Source organism: Curtobacterium sp. ER1/6, assembly GCF_001742745.1.
GTDB classification, from domain to species: Bacteria; Actinomycetota; Actinomycetes; order Actinomycetales; family Microbacteriaceae; genus Curtobacterium; species Curtobacterium citri.
Genome location: NZ_MJAK01000006.1, coordinates 82,156 through 97,111 on the forward strand (window position 1 = coordinate 82,156; position 14,956 = coordinate 97,111).

At 71.7% G+C, this 14,956-nt stretch carries 15 protein-coding genes; 9 read left to right on the plus strand and 6 right to left on the minus strand.

All coding sequences use genetic code 11. The features are described 5' to 3' along the window. Positions 1–98: 98 nt before the first annotated feature. Positions 99–569, minus strand: a complete 471-nt coding sequence (locus tag Cus16_RS10795) for a MarR family winged helix-turn-helix transcriptional regulator (protein WP_069712666.1) — start codon at positions 567–569, stop codon at positions 99–101. Positions 570–631: 62 nt separating this feature from the next. On the opposite strand from Cus16_RS10795, the gene Cus16_RS10800 reads away from it, so the two are divergent. Both Cus16_RS10800 and Cus16_RS10805 read left to right on the plus strand, forming a co-directional pair. Then, a complete protein-coding gene (locus tag Cus16_RS10800) occupies positions 632–1,159 on the plus strand; it encodes a phenolic acid decarboxylase (protein WP_069712667.1) in 528 nt (175 codons plus the stop codon). Further along, a complete protein-coding gene (locus Cus16_RS10805) occupies positions 1,159–1,950 on the plus strand; it encodes an alpha/beta hydrolase (protein WP_083263904.1) in 792 nt (263 codons plus the stop codon). The genes Cus16_RS10800 and Cus16_RS10805 overlap by 1 nt, the downstream gene beginning before the upstream one ends. 103 nt (positions 1,951–2,053) lie before the next feature. On the opposite strand, the gene mgrA is transcribed toward Cus16_RS10805, so the two are convergent. Then, on the minus strand, positions 2,054–3,097 hold the full coding sequence (mgrA, locus tag Cus16_RS10810; protein ID WP_069712668.1) for an L-glyceraldehyde 3-phosphate reductase: 1,044 nt from the start codon (positions 3,095–3,097) through the stop codon (positions 2,054–2,056). 154 nt (positions 3,098–3,251) lie between these two features. Between mgrA and Cus16_RS10815 the strand changes: the two genes are divergently transcribed. The 3 genes from Cus16_RS10815 to Cus16_RS10825 all read left to right on the plus strand — a co-directional run bounded on the left by Cus16_RS10815 (position 3,252) and on the right by Cus16_RS10825 (position 4,729). Then, the gene (locus Cus16_RS10815; protein ID WP_069712669.1) at positions 3,252–3,434 is read left to right on the plus strand and encodes a hypothetical protein; all 183 of its coding nucleotides are present in this window, start codon (positions 3,252–3,254) and stop codon (positions 3,432–3,434) included. Positions 3,435–3,481: 47 nt separating this feature from the next. Continuing rightward, entirely contained in the window at positions 3,482–4,039 is a 558-nt protein-coding gene (locus tag Cus16_RS10820) for a MarR family winged helix-turn-helix transcriptional regulator (protein WP_069712670.1), read from the plus strand. A gap of 75 nt (positions 4,040–4,114) precedes the next feature. Continuing rightward, positions 4,115–4,729, plus strand: a complete 615-nt coding sequence (locus Cus16_RS10825) for a TetR/AcrR family transcriptional regulator (RefSeq protein WP_069712671.1) — start codon at positions 4,115–4,117, stop codon at positions 4,727–4,729. 102 nt (positions 4,730–4,831) lie between these two features. Here Cus16_RS10825 and Cus16_RS10830 read toward each other — a convergent pair whose 3' ends face one another. The 4 genes from Cus16_RS10830 to Cus16_RS10845 all read right to left on the minus strand — a co-directional run bounded on the left by Cus16_RS10830 (position 4,832) and on the right by Cus16_RS10845 (position 10,191). After that, positions 4,832–6,535 carry a beta-N-acetylhexosaminidase gene (locus tag Cus16_RS10830; RefSeq protein WP_069712672.1) on the minus strand — a complete coding sequence of 568 codons (1,704 nt, stop codon included), beginning with the start codon at positions 6,533–6,535 and terminating at the stop codon, positions 4,832–4,834. Between the two features lie 23 nt (positions 6,536–6,558). After that, a complete protein-coding gene (locus Cus16_RS10835; RefSeq protein WP_069712673.1) occupies positions 6,559–7,842 on the minus strand; it encodes a hypothetical protein in 1,284 nt (427 codons plus the stop codon). Beyond that, complete coding sequence (locus tag Cus16_RS10840) at positions 7,839–9,203, minus strand: hypothetical protein (RefSeq protein ID WP_083263889.1); 1,365 nt, start codon at positions 9,201–9,203, stop codon at positions 7,839–7,841. The genes Cus16_RS10835 and Cus16_RS10840 overlap by 4 nt, the downstream gene beginning before the upstream one ends. 82 nt (positions 9,204–9,285) lie before the next feature. Further along, complete coding sequence (locus tag Cus16_RS10845; RefSeq protein ID WP_069712674.1) at positions 9,286–10,191, minus strand: ROK family protein; 906 nt, start codon at positions 10,189–10,191, stop codon at positions 9,286–9,288. 215 nt (positions 10,192–10,406) lie between these two features. Between Cus16_RS10845 and Cus16_RS10850 the strand changes: the two genes are divergently transcribed. The 4 genes from Cus16_RS10850 to Cus16_RS10865 all read left to right on the plus strand — a co-directional run bounded on the left by Cus16_RS10850 (position 10,407) and on the right by Cus16_RS10865 (position 14,893). Further along, positions 10,407–11,555: an ROK family transcriptional regulator gene (locus Cus16_RS10850; protein ID WP_069712675.1), complete on the plus strand. Its 1,149-nt coding sequence runs from the start codon at positions 10,407–10,409 to the stop codon at positions 11,553–11,555. A 34-nt stretch (positions 11,556–11,589) separates the two neighbouring features. Beyond that, a complete protein-coding gene (locus Cus16_RS10855; protein WP_069712676.1) occupies positions 11,590–12,918 on the plus strand; it encodes a sugar ABC transporter substrate-binding protein in 1,329 nt (442 codons plus the stop codon). Between the two features lie 68 nt (positions 12,919–12,986). Further along, complete coding sequence (locus Cus16_RS10860) at positions 12,987–13,970, plus strand: carbohydrate ABC transporter permease (protein ID WP_141718940.1); 984 nt, start codon at positions 12,987–12,989, stop codon at positions 13,968–13,970. After that, the gene (locus tag Cus16_RS10865; RefSeq protein ID WP_223246589.1) at positions 13,967–14,893 is read left to right on the plus strand and encodes a carbohydrate ABC transporter permease; all 927 of its coding nucleotides are present in this window, start codon (positions 13,967–13,969) and stop codon (positions 14,891–14,893) included. The genes Cus16_RS10860 and Cus16_RS10865 overlap by 4 nt, the downstream gene beginning before the upstream one ends. Positions 14,894–14,956: the final 63 nt, after the last annotated feature.

The window sequence follows — 14,956 nt, forward strand, 5'->3', positions numbered from 1 at the left end:
TCCTTCGTGTCCTGGTTGAGTCCCCTCGACTCAACTGCGATCTGTTGTAGCACTTCCCCCTCAGGAGTGCCGAGAGAGCGCTCGGAAGGAACTGGGAGTCAGGATGTGGGCGGCGGGGTGATCTCGTGGTGCAGGCGCTCGAGGGCGGGGAGGGCGGCGGCCAGCGCGGCACGGTCGTCCGCGGACAGGCGACCCAGTGCGTCCACGAGGACGGTGGTCGCGGCCTCGTCGTAGGTGCGGAGTCGCTCGGCCGCGAGCGGGGTCAGGTGCACGGTGGCACGCCGTCCGTCGCCGCCGACGAGCCGCCGCTCGACCAGGCCCGCCTGCTCCATCGACGACACGAGGTTGCTGACGGTCGAGCGCGCCAGGCCGAGGCGGGACGCCAGTGCCGACGGTGCGGAGCCGGCCTCGTCGGCCCCGAGCGCCCGCATGACCTCGACCTGGGCGTCCGGGATGTCGGGCAGACCGGCGGCGACCCGCGAGGTCCGCAGGAGCGTTCGGCGGAACGGACCGATCCGGTCGCTCAGTCGCCGTGCGACCCGTGCCGTCTCGTCCCCGGTACCCCGCATGCTCGGCAGACTACCAGGCAGTTTTGTTTGCAACAAAACCACTTCGGGTACACTCTGGGGGCATGGACACCACCACCTCCGTCGAGCACCCCGAACCGCCCCAGGACCTGACCGGCATCGTCGGCCACCGCTTCGTCTACACGTACGCCAACGGCTGGCAGTACGAGATGTACGTCAAGAACGCCACGACCATCGACTACCGCATCCACACCGGCCACGTCGGCGGTCGCTGGGTCAAGGACCAGACGGTCGACCTCGTCGCGCTGGCGCCCGGCGTGTACAAGGTCTCCTGGAACGAGCCGACCGGCACCAGCGTCGTCGTCAACGTCCTGCCCGAGCAGCGCGTCCTGCACGGCACCATCTTCTTCCCGCGCTGGATCGAGCTCGACGGGCAGAAGACCGTCCTCTTCCAGAACGACCACCTCGACGAGATGCAGCGGTTCCGCGACGAGGGACCGACCTACCCGATCTACGTCGTGCCCGAGTTCGCGCACATCACGCTGTTCGAGCACGTCGGCGAGGACGACGAGTCCGTGGTCGACACCGCGCCCGGCGACCTGCCGGCCGGGTGGGCGGACCGGACGAACTGATGGCGACCGTGCCCCTGCGCGGCGTCGACCCCCGGACCACCGCGACGACCCTCGAGCACCGCGGGGCGACGATCCGCGGATGGCAGTGGGAACCGCGGGACGGTGCCGCACCGGACGCCCCCGTGGTGCTGCTCGTCCACGGCTTCAGCGACAGCGCCCTCGGCGGCCACCAGCTGTTCGTGCAGACCGCACGGCACCTGGTCGCCCGGGGCGCGGTGGTCCGCAGCCACGACCGGCTCGGACAGGGCGCGAGCGACGGTGAGTTCGCCGACATCACCATCCGTGACGAGGTCGAGCAGGTCGTCGCGATGATCAACGCCGCCGACCGGGGGCAGGGCGTGCACGTCGTCGCGCACAGCCTCGGCGCGGTGGAGTCGGCGCTCGCCGCGGCCCGGGTGCCGGACGCGGTGCGCAGCCTGACGCTGTGGTCGCCGGCGGGCGTCGTCGTCGACGACATCACCGAGCACGACGCGATCCAGGGCCAGCCCCTCGCCCCGGCGCGGGAGCAGGGGTGGTTCGACTTCGGGGGGATGGTGCTCGGCACGGCGTTCCTCGCCGACGTCGAGGACGATCTCGACGTGTACGCGCCCGTCGCCGAGTACACCGGCCCGGCGGACGTCGTGCACGGCACCGAGGACGCGATCGTGCCGGTGTCGTACGGGCGCCGCTACGCCGAGCTCCTGCCGGGCGCCGTCCTGACGGTCGTCGAGGGGGCGGACCACGGGTGGTCGTCGGTGCCGTTCCGGCAGCGGCTGCTCGAGGTGCTCGACGCGCGGCTCGGGCTGGCCTGACGCGACGCTCCCGCTCCCGCAGAACGCAACATCGGCGGGTGGGCGCAGCGGTATCGCGCTGCGCGCACCCGCCGACGTTGCGTCTTGCGGGAAGGGGCGGGGGTCAGCTCACCTGGCCGGAACGGGCGCCGGACCACAGGTCGACGTCGAGGACGCCGACCGAGTGCTCGTCGATCCGACGGAGCTCGTCGTCGGTGAACGACAGGTTCCCGAGCGCCGCGACGTTCTGCTCGAGCTGCTCGACGCGCGACGCACCGATCACGAGTGAGGTCACCCGCTCGTCGCGGAGCGCCCACGCGAGCGCGAGCTGCGCCAGGCTCTGGCCGCGCTCGGACGCGATGTCGTTCAACGCTCGGAGGTGCTCGACGACCTCGTCCGTCAGGGTGCCGGCGTCGAGGGACTTGCCCGCCGCCGCGCGCGAGTCCGACGGCACACCGTCGAGGTACCGCCCCGTGAGCAGGCCCTGGGCGAGGGCGGTGAAGCCGATCACGCCGAAGCCCAGGTCGCCGGCGGCGTCGAGGAGCCCCTCGGTCTCGATCCAGCGGTTGAGCATCGAGTACGAGGGCTGGTGGATGAGCAGCGGGGTCCCGAGGTCACGGAGGATCGCGGCGGCCTGCCGGGAGCGCTCGGCGTCGTAGGACGAGATGCCGACGTACAGCGCCTTGCCCTGCTGCACGGCGGTGTGCAGCGCGCCCATCGTCTCCTCGAGCGGCGTCGAGGCGTCGAGGCGGTGCGAGTAGAAGACGTCGACGTAGTCGAGACCCGTGCGCTGCAGGGACTGGTCGAGCGACGCGAGCACGTACTTGCGCGAGCCGCCGCCCTGACCGTAGGGACCGGGCCACATGTCCCACCCGGCCTTGGTCGAGACCACCATCTCGTCGCGGTACGGCCGGAAGTCCTCGCGCATGAGCCGACCGAAGTTCACCTCGGCCGCACCGTAGGGCGGCCCGTAGTTGTTGGCGAGGTCGTGGTGCGTGATGCCGAGGTCGAAGGCGCGGCGGCTGATCGCGCGCTGCGTCTCGAACGGCTTGTCGTCCCCGAAGTTGTGCCAGTAGCCGAGCGAGAGCAGCGGCAGGTCGAGGCCCGAGCGGCCGGTCCGGCGGTAGGGCATGGAGTCGTAGCGGTCGTCCGCGGCGATGTAGGCCATGGGACCCATCCTGGCCCCGCCCCGTCGAGTGCTGCGCGAACCGTACAGAACGCGAAAGGTTCGTTGCGCTGATCGTTCGCGCCGTGAAACAGTTCTGCCGTCCGGACCGGACGACACCGACGGACGCCACCGACGCAGGAAGGCGGGACCACGCATGTACAGCACCTACTCCGGGATGCCGAGGACCGCACGACCCACCGCGACCTCCACGCGGGTGGGCCTGACCGACCCGGCCGTCATCGACGCCTACGTGTCCCGCCGCATCCACGACCCGGCGCTCCTGTCCGTGCGGACCGAACCGTCGTACGCTGACTTCTTCACGGCGCCCACCGCGTAGCCCTCCGCTCCGACCGGATCCGCCCGACAGAGAGACCCGACCCGCAGATGCCACTGACCGTCGTCCGCCGTGAGCACGTGCACCTCTACGCCCGGGAGCCGCGGTCGCGCGCGGCCAAGGTCGCCGTGGACGCCCTGCTCCGGCTGCAGCACGCCGAGGAGCAGCAACTCGAGCAGGCCCGGACCGAGAGCGGTCTGACGAAGAACGAGTTCCTGACGGTCCGGTACATGCTGCAGGCCCACCGCGACGGGCGCGCGATGGGCCCGAAGGACCTCGCGGTGATGCTCAACGTGTCGAACGCCTCGGTCACGAAGATCGTCGACGGCCTGGTGGCGAAGGGCGACATCGTCCGCGTGCCGCACCCGACCGACCGCCGCGCACAGGTGCTCGAGCCGACGGTGCAGGCCGCCGAGAAGATCGACTCGTCCTACGCCCGGTTCCACGAGGCGGTCGTGGGCGTGATGGACCACCTGTCGAGCGAGGACAACGAGGTGCTCGCACGGTGCCTCACGCAGATCACCGACGCGCTCGCCGGCGGTGCCCCGACCCCGGTCGACGAGTACACGGTCGACCCCGACGGCGCCGCGGAGCCGATCGACTCGTAGCGCCCGACGAGGACGGCCCGACGAGGGCGCCCCGGCGAGGGTGGTGCGAAAACCTTCCAGCGGTAAGTTGGGGGGATGACGCACGAGGTCGACGACGACGCGACCCCGCCCCGGCGCGGCGGGTACCGCAAGGGCACCGAGCGTCGCGCCCAGATCCTCGACGAGATGATCCGGATGGTCGCCGCGCAGGGCGTGGACGCCTCGTCCCTCCGATCGGTGGCCGACGCGCTCGGCATCACCCACGCCGCGCTCCGGCACTACTTCCCGAGCCGCGACGAACTCCTGCTCGCGGTCTACCGCGAACACGAGGTGCGCGAGCAGGACGCCCCCGACCGGATGCGGTCGGCGATCGGCGACATGCGGGAGAGCGCCTCGCGGAACCGCGAGGTGCCCGGGCTCGTGCAGCTGTACACGACCCTCGCCGCCGACGCGGTGCAGGAGGGGCACCCCGCGACACGTGAGTTCATGCGGGAGCGCTTCACCCGGCTCCGCGCGGACCTGGCGGAGCTCATCGCAGCCGACCAGGCAGCCGGACGCATCCGGGCCGACCTCGACCCGGTCGACCTGGCGAGCCTCGGCATCGCCGCGTCCGACGGTCTGCAGGTCCAGTGGCTGCTCGACCCGGAGGCCGTCGACGGGGAGCGCGTGCTCCGGCTGCTCGAGACGATCATCCCGCCCGCGGACGGCTGACGACGCGGGACGACCCGGCCACCGCGGCGGGACCGACCACGCAACGGACGGGAGGCGCGGTGCCGGCCCGCCCCGTGCCTCCCGTCCGTCCGCCGGTGACGCCTACTGCGCCGGCGCACCGTCCGCGATGTTCGCGGTGATCGCGTCGATGTAGGCCGCGCGCTCCTCGCGGCTGTGCGGCCGTCCCGGCACGCCGGGCCGCTCCTCCCACGGTCGCGGGCCGGACTCGTGGCGGTACTCGACGCCGAGGGCGTCGAGCCGTGCGAGGTGCTCCTCGAGCCGCCGCCGGAAGTCCGCGACGTCCCGCGGTCGGGCGACGTCGGCCGACCAGAGTGCCTCGGACAGGGCGACCACGCGCGGGAACAGCTGGTAGTCGAGCCGACGGACGGTGTCGACGTGCTCGGTCCACATGTTCGCCTGGCCGCCGATGACGTGCGCGCGCTCCTCGTCGGTCAGCGAGGTGGGGACCGGGTCGAACGCGTACACGTCGTCGAGCGTCAGCACGATCGACACCGGGATCGGCTCGTTCGGCAGGTGGCTCTGGCGGTAGTCGAGGTACACCTGGTCGTCCGGCGTGGAGATGACGTCGTGACCCCGGCGCGCTGCCGTGACCGCACCCTGCAGACCGCGCCACGACACGACGGTCGCGGACCGCGAGAGCGTCCCGCCCTCGAGGATCTCGTCCCACCCGAAGGCCCGACGGCCGTGCGACTCGAGGTGCGCGGCGAGCTGCCCGACGATCCACGCCTGCAGCTGCTCCTCGTCGTGGAGCCCGAGCTCGCGGATGCGCTCCTGGATCCGCGGGTCGTCCTCCCACTGGTCCTTCGGGCACTCGTCCCCGCCGAGCCCGATGTACTCGGAGGGGAACAGCGCGACGACCTCGTCGAACACGTCGCGGAAGAACTGCACCGTGCTGTCCTCGGCGTTCAGGACGTCGTGCGCGATGCCCCACTCGGTCCACACGTCGAGGTCGCGCTCGGGGTGCACGCCGAGCTCCGGGTAGGCGGCGAGGGCGGCGCGGACGTGGCCCGGCGTCTCGATCTCCGGGACCACGGTGACGAAGCGGTCCTCGGCGTAGGCGACGATCTCCCGGATGTCGTCCTGGGTGTAGGAGCCGCCGTGCGGGCGGCCGTCGTAGCCCGCCACCTGCAGCGTGCCGTCGGCGTCCGGGACGTGCGCGCCGACCTGCGACTCGGTGCGCCACGAGCCGACCTCGGTGAGCCTCGGGTACTTCTTGATCTCGATCCGCCAGCCCTGGTCCTCGGTGAGGTGGAAGTGCAGGCGGTTGATGCGGTGCACCGCGAGCTGGTCGACCAGGCGCAGGACCTCGGCCTTCGTGCGGAAGTGCCGAGCGACGTCGAGCATCACCCCGCGCCAGGCGAAGGCCGGGGCGTCCTCGACGACCGTGACCGGGAGCGTCCACCCGTCGGTCCGCACCTGGCCGCGGCGGTACACGTCGGCGGGCAGGAGCTGGAGCAGGGCCTGGACGCCGTAGAAGACGCCCGCGGGGCCGCCGCCGGTGACCAGCACGCCGTCCGTGGTGACCTCGAGCCGGAAGGCCTCGGAGCGGTCGCCCCCGGGGCCGGCCGGCAGCCCCTCGGGATCGGTGGCGATCCGCAGGGCGACGACCGGCACGTCGGTCGCGTCGCCGGCACCGAGGAGGGGCAGTCGGGTGGAGGCGCGCAGCACCTGCTGCAGGTACTGCGCGACCGGCTCGGCGGCCGGGTCCGCGGCGACGCGGGTCCGCTCGTCGAGCGTGAACGTGCCGACACCGTCGACACGGGAGCGGGGCTGGGGGATGAGCATGCGGCTGTCCTTCGAGGAGGTGGTCAGAGGCGGAAGGGGTTGGTCCCGCGGGCGGCGAGCAGGTACCAGGCCGTGGCGCCGAGGTGGAGTGTCTGGTTGTAGGTGTCCCCGAAGCCGGTGACGAGCCCGTCGTTCGACGCGGCGACGATGCCCCGGCCGTCGCCGTTCGCGGCGCGGCCCTGGGCGTCCTGGATGCTCGAGACGAGGGTCGTGTACCGCGCCGGGTCGCCGGACGCACCCCGTGCACGGACGGCGAGGGCGAGGTGCGCGGTGCCCTCGAACCAGACCTTCGAGACGTCGGAGGTGCTGTACGACGAACCGCTGTACCCACCGTCGGACGCCGCGAGCGTGGTGATCACCCAGGTCACCGCCGGTGAGTACTGCGGGTCGAGCGTCGCGAGGTACGCCCAGTTCTGCACGTCGCCCGGCACCGGGGACCGGTTGACGGTGACGCCGTCCGCGCCGGTCCCGGTCCAGAGGTGCCCGGTCGCGCTGTCCCGCATCGCGGCGACGAACGAGAACGCTGACGACGCGCGGAAGGACCACACCGCGTCACCGGACAGCGTCGCCAGCATCGTGAAGAACGCACCGACGTCGATGTTGTGCTCGGTTGCCTTGTAGGTGATCGCCGCGTTGTTGCCGTCCCGCCCGCCGGTGTAGCCCACCGGCGACCGCTGCCCGTCCCACGCCACGGACTGGATCCACTGCGCGAGCCGGAGTGCACCCTGCAGGAATCGCGACTGGTTCGTCGCCCGGTACAGGCGGAGCAGGGCCATGCCCACCCACGCCTGGTTGCCGGTGTTGCTCGCGGGGGAGCCGATGGACGGGCCGTTCGCGGTCCGGAACGGGTCGGGCTGGTACGAGGCGCGGGTCCGACCGTCGGCGTACGGGTCGTTCGACTGCGCCCAGAGCAGCGAGTCGGCGAGCACCGTGGCGTACTGCAGGCTCGTGGCGTCGCCGGCCGCGACCCAGGCCGCGATGACGATCGCGTCGTCGTAGGCGAAGCTCGACACGAACCCGGACCGCCCCTCGACCCCGCCGGTGTAGCTCTGCGGGACGCGGAGGGTGCTGCCGGTGCCGTACTGGTCCATCTTCGCGGCGAGGAACGCCGAGGCGGCGCCGGTCGACGCGGCCGTGGGGGCGGTCGTCGCCGTGGTCGCGGCGCTCGCCGCCGCCGCGGGACGGGTACCGCCCGCGAGCGACCCGGACACCGCGACGACCGCGGCGGCTCCGGCGCCGAGCAGGAGGCCTCGTCGGCTCACCAGGCGGGCGTCCACCGGGTCGCCCGACTGCGGTCCGGCGCTCACCGGCGGGGTCCGCGGTCGAGGCGGTACGGGTTGGACCCGGTGACGGCCAGCAGGTACCAGGCGGTCGCACCGGTGTGGAGGCTCGCGTAGTAGAGGTCGCCGAAGCCGGTGTCGAGGCCGTCGGAGGACGCCGAGACGATGCCCCTGCCGTCCCCGTTCGGCTCCGTGCGCTGCGCGAGCTGCACGCTGTCGAGGATCGACGCCGCACGCGCCCGGTCTCCCCGCGCACCCCGGGCCTCCAGTGCGAGTGCCAGGTGGCCGGACCCCTCGAACCAGACCTTGCTCGTGTCCGCGTCGGAGAACGACGGGCCCGTGTACGGCCCGTCGTGCGCGGTCAGCCGGTCGAGCACCCAGGTGACCGACGACGAGTACCGACGGTCGAGCGTGGCGAGGTACGCCCACGTCTGCACGTCCTCCGGGATCGGGGTGCGGTTGATCGTCGTGCCGTCGGGGTCGGTGCCGGTCCAGAGGTGCCCGTCGGTCGGGTCCTGCATCGCGCGGACGAACGACTCGGCCAGCGCGGCACGGCGCGCCCACGTCCGGTCGCCGGTGAGCTGGGCGAGCTGGGTGAAGAAGCCCGTGACGTCGATGTTGTGCTCGGTCGACTTGTAGGTGATCGGCTGGTCGTCCGCGTTCCGGCCGCCCGTGTAGCCCGCGGGTCGACGCGCGTCGTCACGGGCGTTCGTCTCGATCCACGTGCCGAGGCGGAGCGCCCCGTCGAGGAACCGACGCTGCCGGGTCACCGCGAACAGCCGGCAGAACGCCAGGCCGACCCAGGACTGGTTGCCCGTGTACGCCGCCGGCGAGCCGATGTCGATCGGCCGCGGGGGGTCCGCGACCGGGAAGGTGTCCGGCTGGTACGAGGCCCGGGTGCGGCCGTCGCCGATCGGGTCGGCCGCCTGCAGGGCGAGGAGGGCATCGCCGAGCGCCGTCGCACGCTGCACGTCACCGCGTCGGCGGCGTGCCAGCCAGGCGAGGACCATGAGTGCGTCGTCGTAGGCGAAGGAGGACACGAACTCGGTCGGCAGCGTCGCGAAGTACCCGCCGGAGTACGAACGTGGCAGGCGGGGCGCGCTGCCCGCGCCGTACTCGTCCATGCGGAGGTCGAGGTAGTCGTAGGCGAGGTCCCGCGACCGGCTGCGCGAGAGCGCGGGGCGACCGGGTCGGTGCGCCGTGGCCGTGGACGCGGCGCCGCTCGGGGCGGCGGACGCCACGCTCGGCGTTCCGAGGGCGACGGCGGCCGCGGCGACGGTGGCGGCACCGCCGAGCACCATCCCGCGTCGGGTCAGGGTGGGCGGCGTACCGGGTGTCCGGTCGCCGAGGCCGCTCCGGGGGGCGGACGGACGGTTCGTCTCGGTCATGGGTTGCTCACTTCCGCCGCGTCGGTGCGGCGATCGGTGGATCCGTGCAGGGGAGGCGGTGCGGGCGGCCGGTCGGTCCGCGTCAGGCGGGCGCGACGGCTGACTCGGGCGCGGTGAACGCGGCACCGAGTGCGGCGAGCGGCTGGTCGGTGGGCGCGAGGAGCACGCGGGACGACAGGCCGAGCGACGCGACGAAGGGGGAGGAGCGGGCAGCGGCGTCGAAGCAGGCGCGCAGGGGAGCGAGCAGGCGGTCGCCGAGGACGGCGAGCCCGCCCCCGATCACGACCGACTCGACGTCGACCGTGACGACGAGGATCCGGACCGCCGAGGCGACGCCCGCGACGAAGCGGTCCCGCACGGCGACCGCGGTGGGGTCGCCCGCGTCCGCGCAGTCGAAGAGGTCCGTCGCGGCGTTGCCGGCGTGCCCGGGCCACGCGGTGGCGAGCGCGGACCCGGAGGCGACGGTCTCGAGGCAGCCCCGCTGCCCGCACACGCAGGACAGTCCGTCCGCCAGGACCGGGATGTGGCCGATCTCGCCGGCGTTCCCCCGCGCTCCGCGCCAGAGCCGTCGGTCCACGACGAGTCCGGCCGCCAGACCCGTGCCGATGTTCAGGTACGCCCGCGGTCCGTCCAGCTGCATGGCCTGCGCGGCACCGAGGGCGGCGACGTTGACGTCGTTCTCCACCTGCACCGGCACCCGGAGCGCGTCGGCGACCAGCGGGCCGAGGGCGACCTCGGACAGCCCGAGGTTGACCGCGTGCCGGACCCAGCCGGTCTCGTGGTCGATCAGCCCCGGGATGCCGATGCCCACCGCGGTCGTCGGGGTCCCGGTCCGGTCGACCAGGGACCGGATCACCCGCAGGGTGTTCGCGAGCACGGCGTCCGGTCCGGACCCGGTCGCGACGCGCACCCGGTCGAGCACCGCACCGGACGGTGCGACGGCGACGCCGTCGATCTTCGTCCCGCCGATGTCCAGGCCGATCCTCATGGTGTTCCCGTCGTCAGGGCGAGCGACCTCGCCGTCGAGGACGCCGCGTCAGGGCAGCGCATGCGGGTTAGTAAACACGCCTAACTGTCCCCTGGCAAGCGTCTTCTACGCCACGTTTCCCCGAGATCACGCGGATGTTACGGCTGCAGATCGGGGGTTGACAGTGGATTAGGAACGGTCCTTTACTAAGGCAACCGCTCGACGAGGGAGATCTGATGGTGAACGAGACGGATGCTCCGGCACCCTTCGCCCCGCAGCTCCGCCGCCCGCGGAGCAAGGCGCTCCCGCAGCACAGCCGGGCCCTGAACCGGTCGCTCATCCTGCAGACGCTCTTCACCGACGGCGCGATGAGCCGAGCCGACCTGTCGCGCCACTCGGGCCTCACCCGGCCGACCGTGTCGGGCCTCGTCGCGGAGCTCGAGGCCGACGCCCTCGTCACCGAGCTCGGGCCGCGCGGCGACCTCCGCGTGGGCAAGCCCGCGACCCTCATCAACCTGAACGTCGACGCCTTCCACATCGTCGTCGTCGACCTGTCCGTCCCGGACCACTTCGTCGGCGCGGTCACCAACCTGCGCGGCGACGTGGTGGACAGCGCCAGGATCGAGGTCGACGGTGCCGTCGGGGACCAGGCGCTCAACCGCATCATCCGCCTGGTCGAGCGGCTCTCCGCGATGACCTCGCGCCGCCTGCTCGGGATCGCCGTCGGGTGCCCGGGTGTCATCGACGAGACCGGGACGGTCCTCGACTCGGTGGCCCTCGGCGGCGGCCTGCCCCTCCAGCAGCAGCTCGCGGACCACTTCCGACTCCCCGTGCACGTGCTCAACGACGCCAACGTCGCCGCGCTCGGGGTGCACGCCTTCGAGGCCGACCCGACCCGCGACCTGCTCGTCGTCGCGCTCGAGCACGGCGTCGGCACGGGCATGGTGCTCGGCGGGCGCCTCGTCCTCGGCGAACGGTACGCCGCCGGTGAGATCGGGCACCTCACGATCGACGAGGACGGCGAACCCTGCCCCTGCGGGCGGCGCGGGTGCCTCGAGGTCATCATCGGGGCCGACCACCTGGCGCGACGGCTCGACGCTGCGCCCGCAGCCGACCGCGAGGCCCTGCTCGGCTCCGCCGGCGACACCCTCGGCCGTGTCCTCGCCCCGATCATCAGCGCGGTCAACATCACCGAGATCGTCGTCACGGGACCGGCCGAACTGGTCGAGGGTCCCTTCGTCGACGCGGTGCACGCCACGGTCTCGGCCCGGACGCTCGCGAGCGTCGGCGACGACCTCGCCGTCACGGCCACCTCCACCAACAGCGACCTGATCCTCCGGGGCGGAGCAGCCTTCCTGCTCGCCGCGGAGCTCGGGGTCAGCTGACCCGACACAGCAGAACGACCACCAAGGAGAAGCAATGCGTACGAAGAAGTTCGCGGCAGCAGCTGCCGTGGCCCTGACCGTCGCCCTCGGGATGACCGCCTGTTCCAGCGCCGGCAACGCCGGCGCCGGTGGCAGCGGCGGCACCAAGGCGATCGGCGACGTCGAGGGCGACGGCAAGACGCTGACCGTGTGGGCGATGACCGGGGACTACTCCGACGGGACCATCGCCGCGATCAACGAGCAGTTCGAGAAGGAGACCGGCGCGAAGGTCAAGGTGCAGATCCAGCAGTGGGACGGCATCACCACGAAGGTGTCCACCGCACTCGCGACGAACACCCCGCCGGACGTGATCGACCTCGGCAACACGCAGGTGGCGAGCTACGCCGCGAACGGTGCGCTGCTCGACCTGACGCCGTACAAGAAGGACCTCGCGCAGGGGCAGACGTGGCTCGACGGCCTGTCCGACCCGGCGACGGTCGACGGCTCGCTGTACGGCGTCCCCGGGTTCGCCGGTGCGCGGTCGGTCATCTACAACAAGCAGATGTGGAAGGACGCCGGCATCACCTCGGCGCCGACCACGTACGAGGAGCTCACCGCAGACCTCGACAAGGTCAAGGCGAAGAACTCCGCGAGCGACTTCTCGGCCTTCTACCTGCCCGGGCAGTACTGGTACGCCGGCATGCAGTTCGTGTGGGACGCCGGCGGCGAGATCGCCACGGAGGACGGCGGCAAGTGGAAGGCCGGCTTCGGCGACGCGAAGGCGCAGCAGGGCCTGCAGGACTTCAAGGAGTTCGCGAACGCGTACTCGACGAAGGCGTCGGCGACGCTCAACACCGACAGCCCCGACATGACCCAGGTCTTCGCGGACGGCAAGTCCTCGGCGATCCTCAGCACCAGCGGCGCACTCGGGCTCATCGAGAAGGCGAACCCGAAGATGACCGCCGACGCCCTCGGCACCTTCCCGTTCCCGGGGAAGTCCGGGAAGACCCAGCCGGTCATGCTCGGTGGCTCCGACTGGGGCATCGCGGCGAAGTCCAAGAACTCCGACCTGGCGCTGGCATGGGTCAAGATCGCGACGAGCCCCGACGTGCAGAGCAAGTACGTCTACGGCGACACCGGGTGGATCCCGAACAGCGCCGAGGGCATCAAGGCCGCTGACTCGAGCCTGAGCGAGATCAACAAGGCGTTCTTCACCGCCGCGCTCAACTCGAAGGCGACCCCCGCGAACGCCCGGTGGGCGGACCTCGAGGGCGACCTGAGCATCAACGACCTGTTCTCGAGCGTCGTCTCCGGCTCGAAGACTCCCGAGCAGGCCGCGGCGACCTTCGACGGGGCCGCCGACAGCACCCTCAACAAGCAGTAGGACGACCCAGCAGGACGGTGCGGGTGCTCCGGCACCCGCACCGTCCGACCCTCACGGAAAGGCCAGACGTGACCGTCTCCGCCACCCGCCCGAGCCTGGAGCGCCCGGACCGTCCCACACGCTCGCGCGGCGATCGCCCCGGCGGCCCCCCGCGGCGCCGCACCACCCGCTCGTCCGCCCCCTTCTGGCTGCTCACCCCGGCCGGGCTGGTGCTCGTCTTCGTGACGGTCGCCCCGATCGTCTTCCTGGTCTTCACGTCGTTCACCGACTACGACCAGCGCTCGCTGTTCACCGGTGCCTACGACGCCGTCGGCCTCGCGCAGTACGGGCAGATCCTGACCGATCCGGCCTTCTGGGCGGCGCTGGTCCGGACGGTGCTGTTCACCGCCGCGATGGTGGTCGGCAGCATCCTCATCGGTGCGGGTGTCTCCCACCTCATGACCCGGCTCGGCGTCGTGCTGCGGTACGCCGTCACGATCGTGCTCATCTTCGCGTGGGGCATGCCGAACGTGGCGTCGTCGCTCGTGTGGAACTGGCTGTTCCAGCCCGGGTACGGGGTCGTCAACTGGGCCCTCACGCAGCTCCGGGTCTTCGGTGACATGACGGACACCGACTGGGGCAACAGCGCCGGGCTCGCCTACACGTCGATCTGGATGCTCGTGGTCTGGCAGGCGGTGCCGTTCATCGCCCTGACGCTGTACGCGGCCGAGACCCAGATCCCGCTCGAGGTGAAGGAGGCCGTCCGGCTCGACGGCGGCTCTGAGTGGACCGTCTACCGCGTGGTGACCATCGAGTACCTCCGCCCGACGCTCCTGCTCGTGACGATGCTCTCGATCATCTGGGACTTCAACGTCTTCAACCAGATCTGGCTCGTCTCGCAGGGCGGTCCCGACGGGGCCACCTCGACCCTGGGCGTCTTCACCTACGTCACCGCCTTCGTCGGGCACGACATCGGCACCGGGTCCGCGGTCGCCGTGATCGCCGCGCTCATCCTCATGGTGCTGAGTGCGCTGTACATCCGGAACCTCGTCCGATCGGGAGAAGACCTGTGACCACCGCGATGCCGACGGGCGTCCCCGTCGAGGCCGACGTCCCCACTGCCGTCCCGACCCCGGAGGGCATCGCGGCGACGAAGCGGATCCGCCGTCGTCGTCGCCCGGTCCGCTGGATCAGCAACACCATCGCGGTCGTGTTCTGCCTGGTGTGGATCTTCCCCGTCTACTGGATGGTGAACACCGCGTTCAAGCCGCGGTCCGAGGCCCTGACGAGCACACCGCTGTTCGCGCCCGCCCACCCGACGATCGAGAACTTCGTCACGGCGTTCACCCGGGCCGACTTCCTCGTCTACCTCGGGAACTCGACGATCGTGGTCGTCGGTGCCGTCGTGCTGTCGCTCGCGCTCGGCATCCTGGCGTCGGCCGCGCTGTCGCGGTTCCGGTTCCGCGGGCGCCGCCCGATCCTCGTCGCGATCCTGCTCGTGCAGATGCTGCCCGGCACCGCACTGCTCATCCCGCAGTTCCTCATCTTCAACCAGGTCGGTCTGACCGGCACCTACGCCGGGCTCATCCTGGCGTACGTGGCCGCGGTGCTGCCGTTCTCGATCTGGGTGATGCGCGGGTTCTTCCTGGCGATCCCGATGGAGGTCGAGGAGGCCGCCCGCATCGACGGCGCGAGCACGTGGCAGGTCCTGACGAAGGTGCTGTTCCCGCTGGTGATGCCGGGGATGATCGCGACGAGCGTGTTCGCGTTCATCGCTGCGTGGAACGACTACATCGTGGCGTACACGTTCATGCAGGACCAGGCGCAGTACACGTTGCCGGTCTGGCTCGCGTCGTTCACCACGCAGACGACCGGGACGGACTTCACGGGGCAGATGGCGGCGTCGGTGCTGTTCTCGCTGCCGGTCGTCGTGTTCTTCATGATCGTCCAGCGCAACCTGGTCTCCGGGATGTCCGCCGGCGCCGTCAAGGGCTGACCGTCGGACGGGAGGCGCGGTGCGGGCCCGCACCGCGCCTCCCGTCCGTCCGCTGGTCGCGTC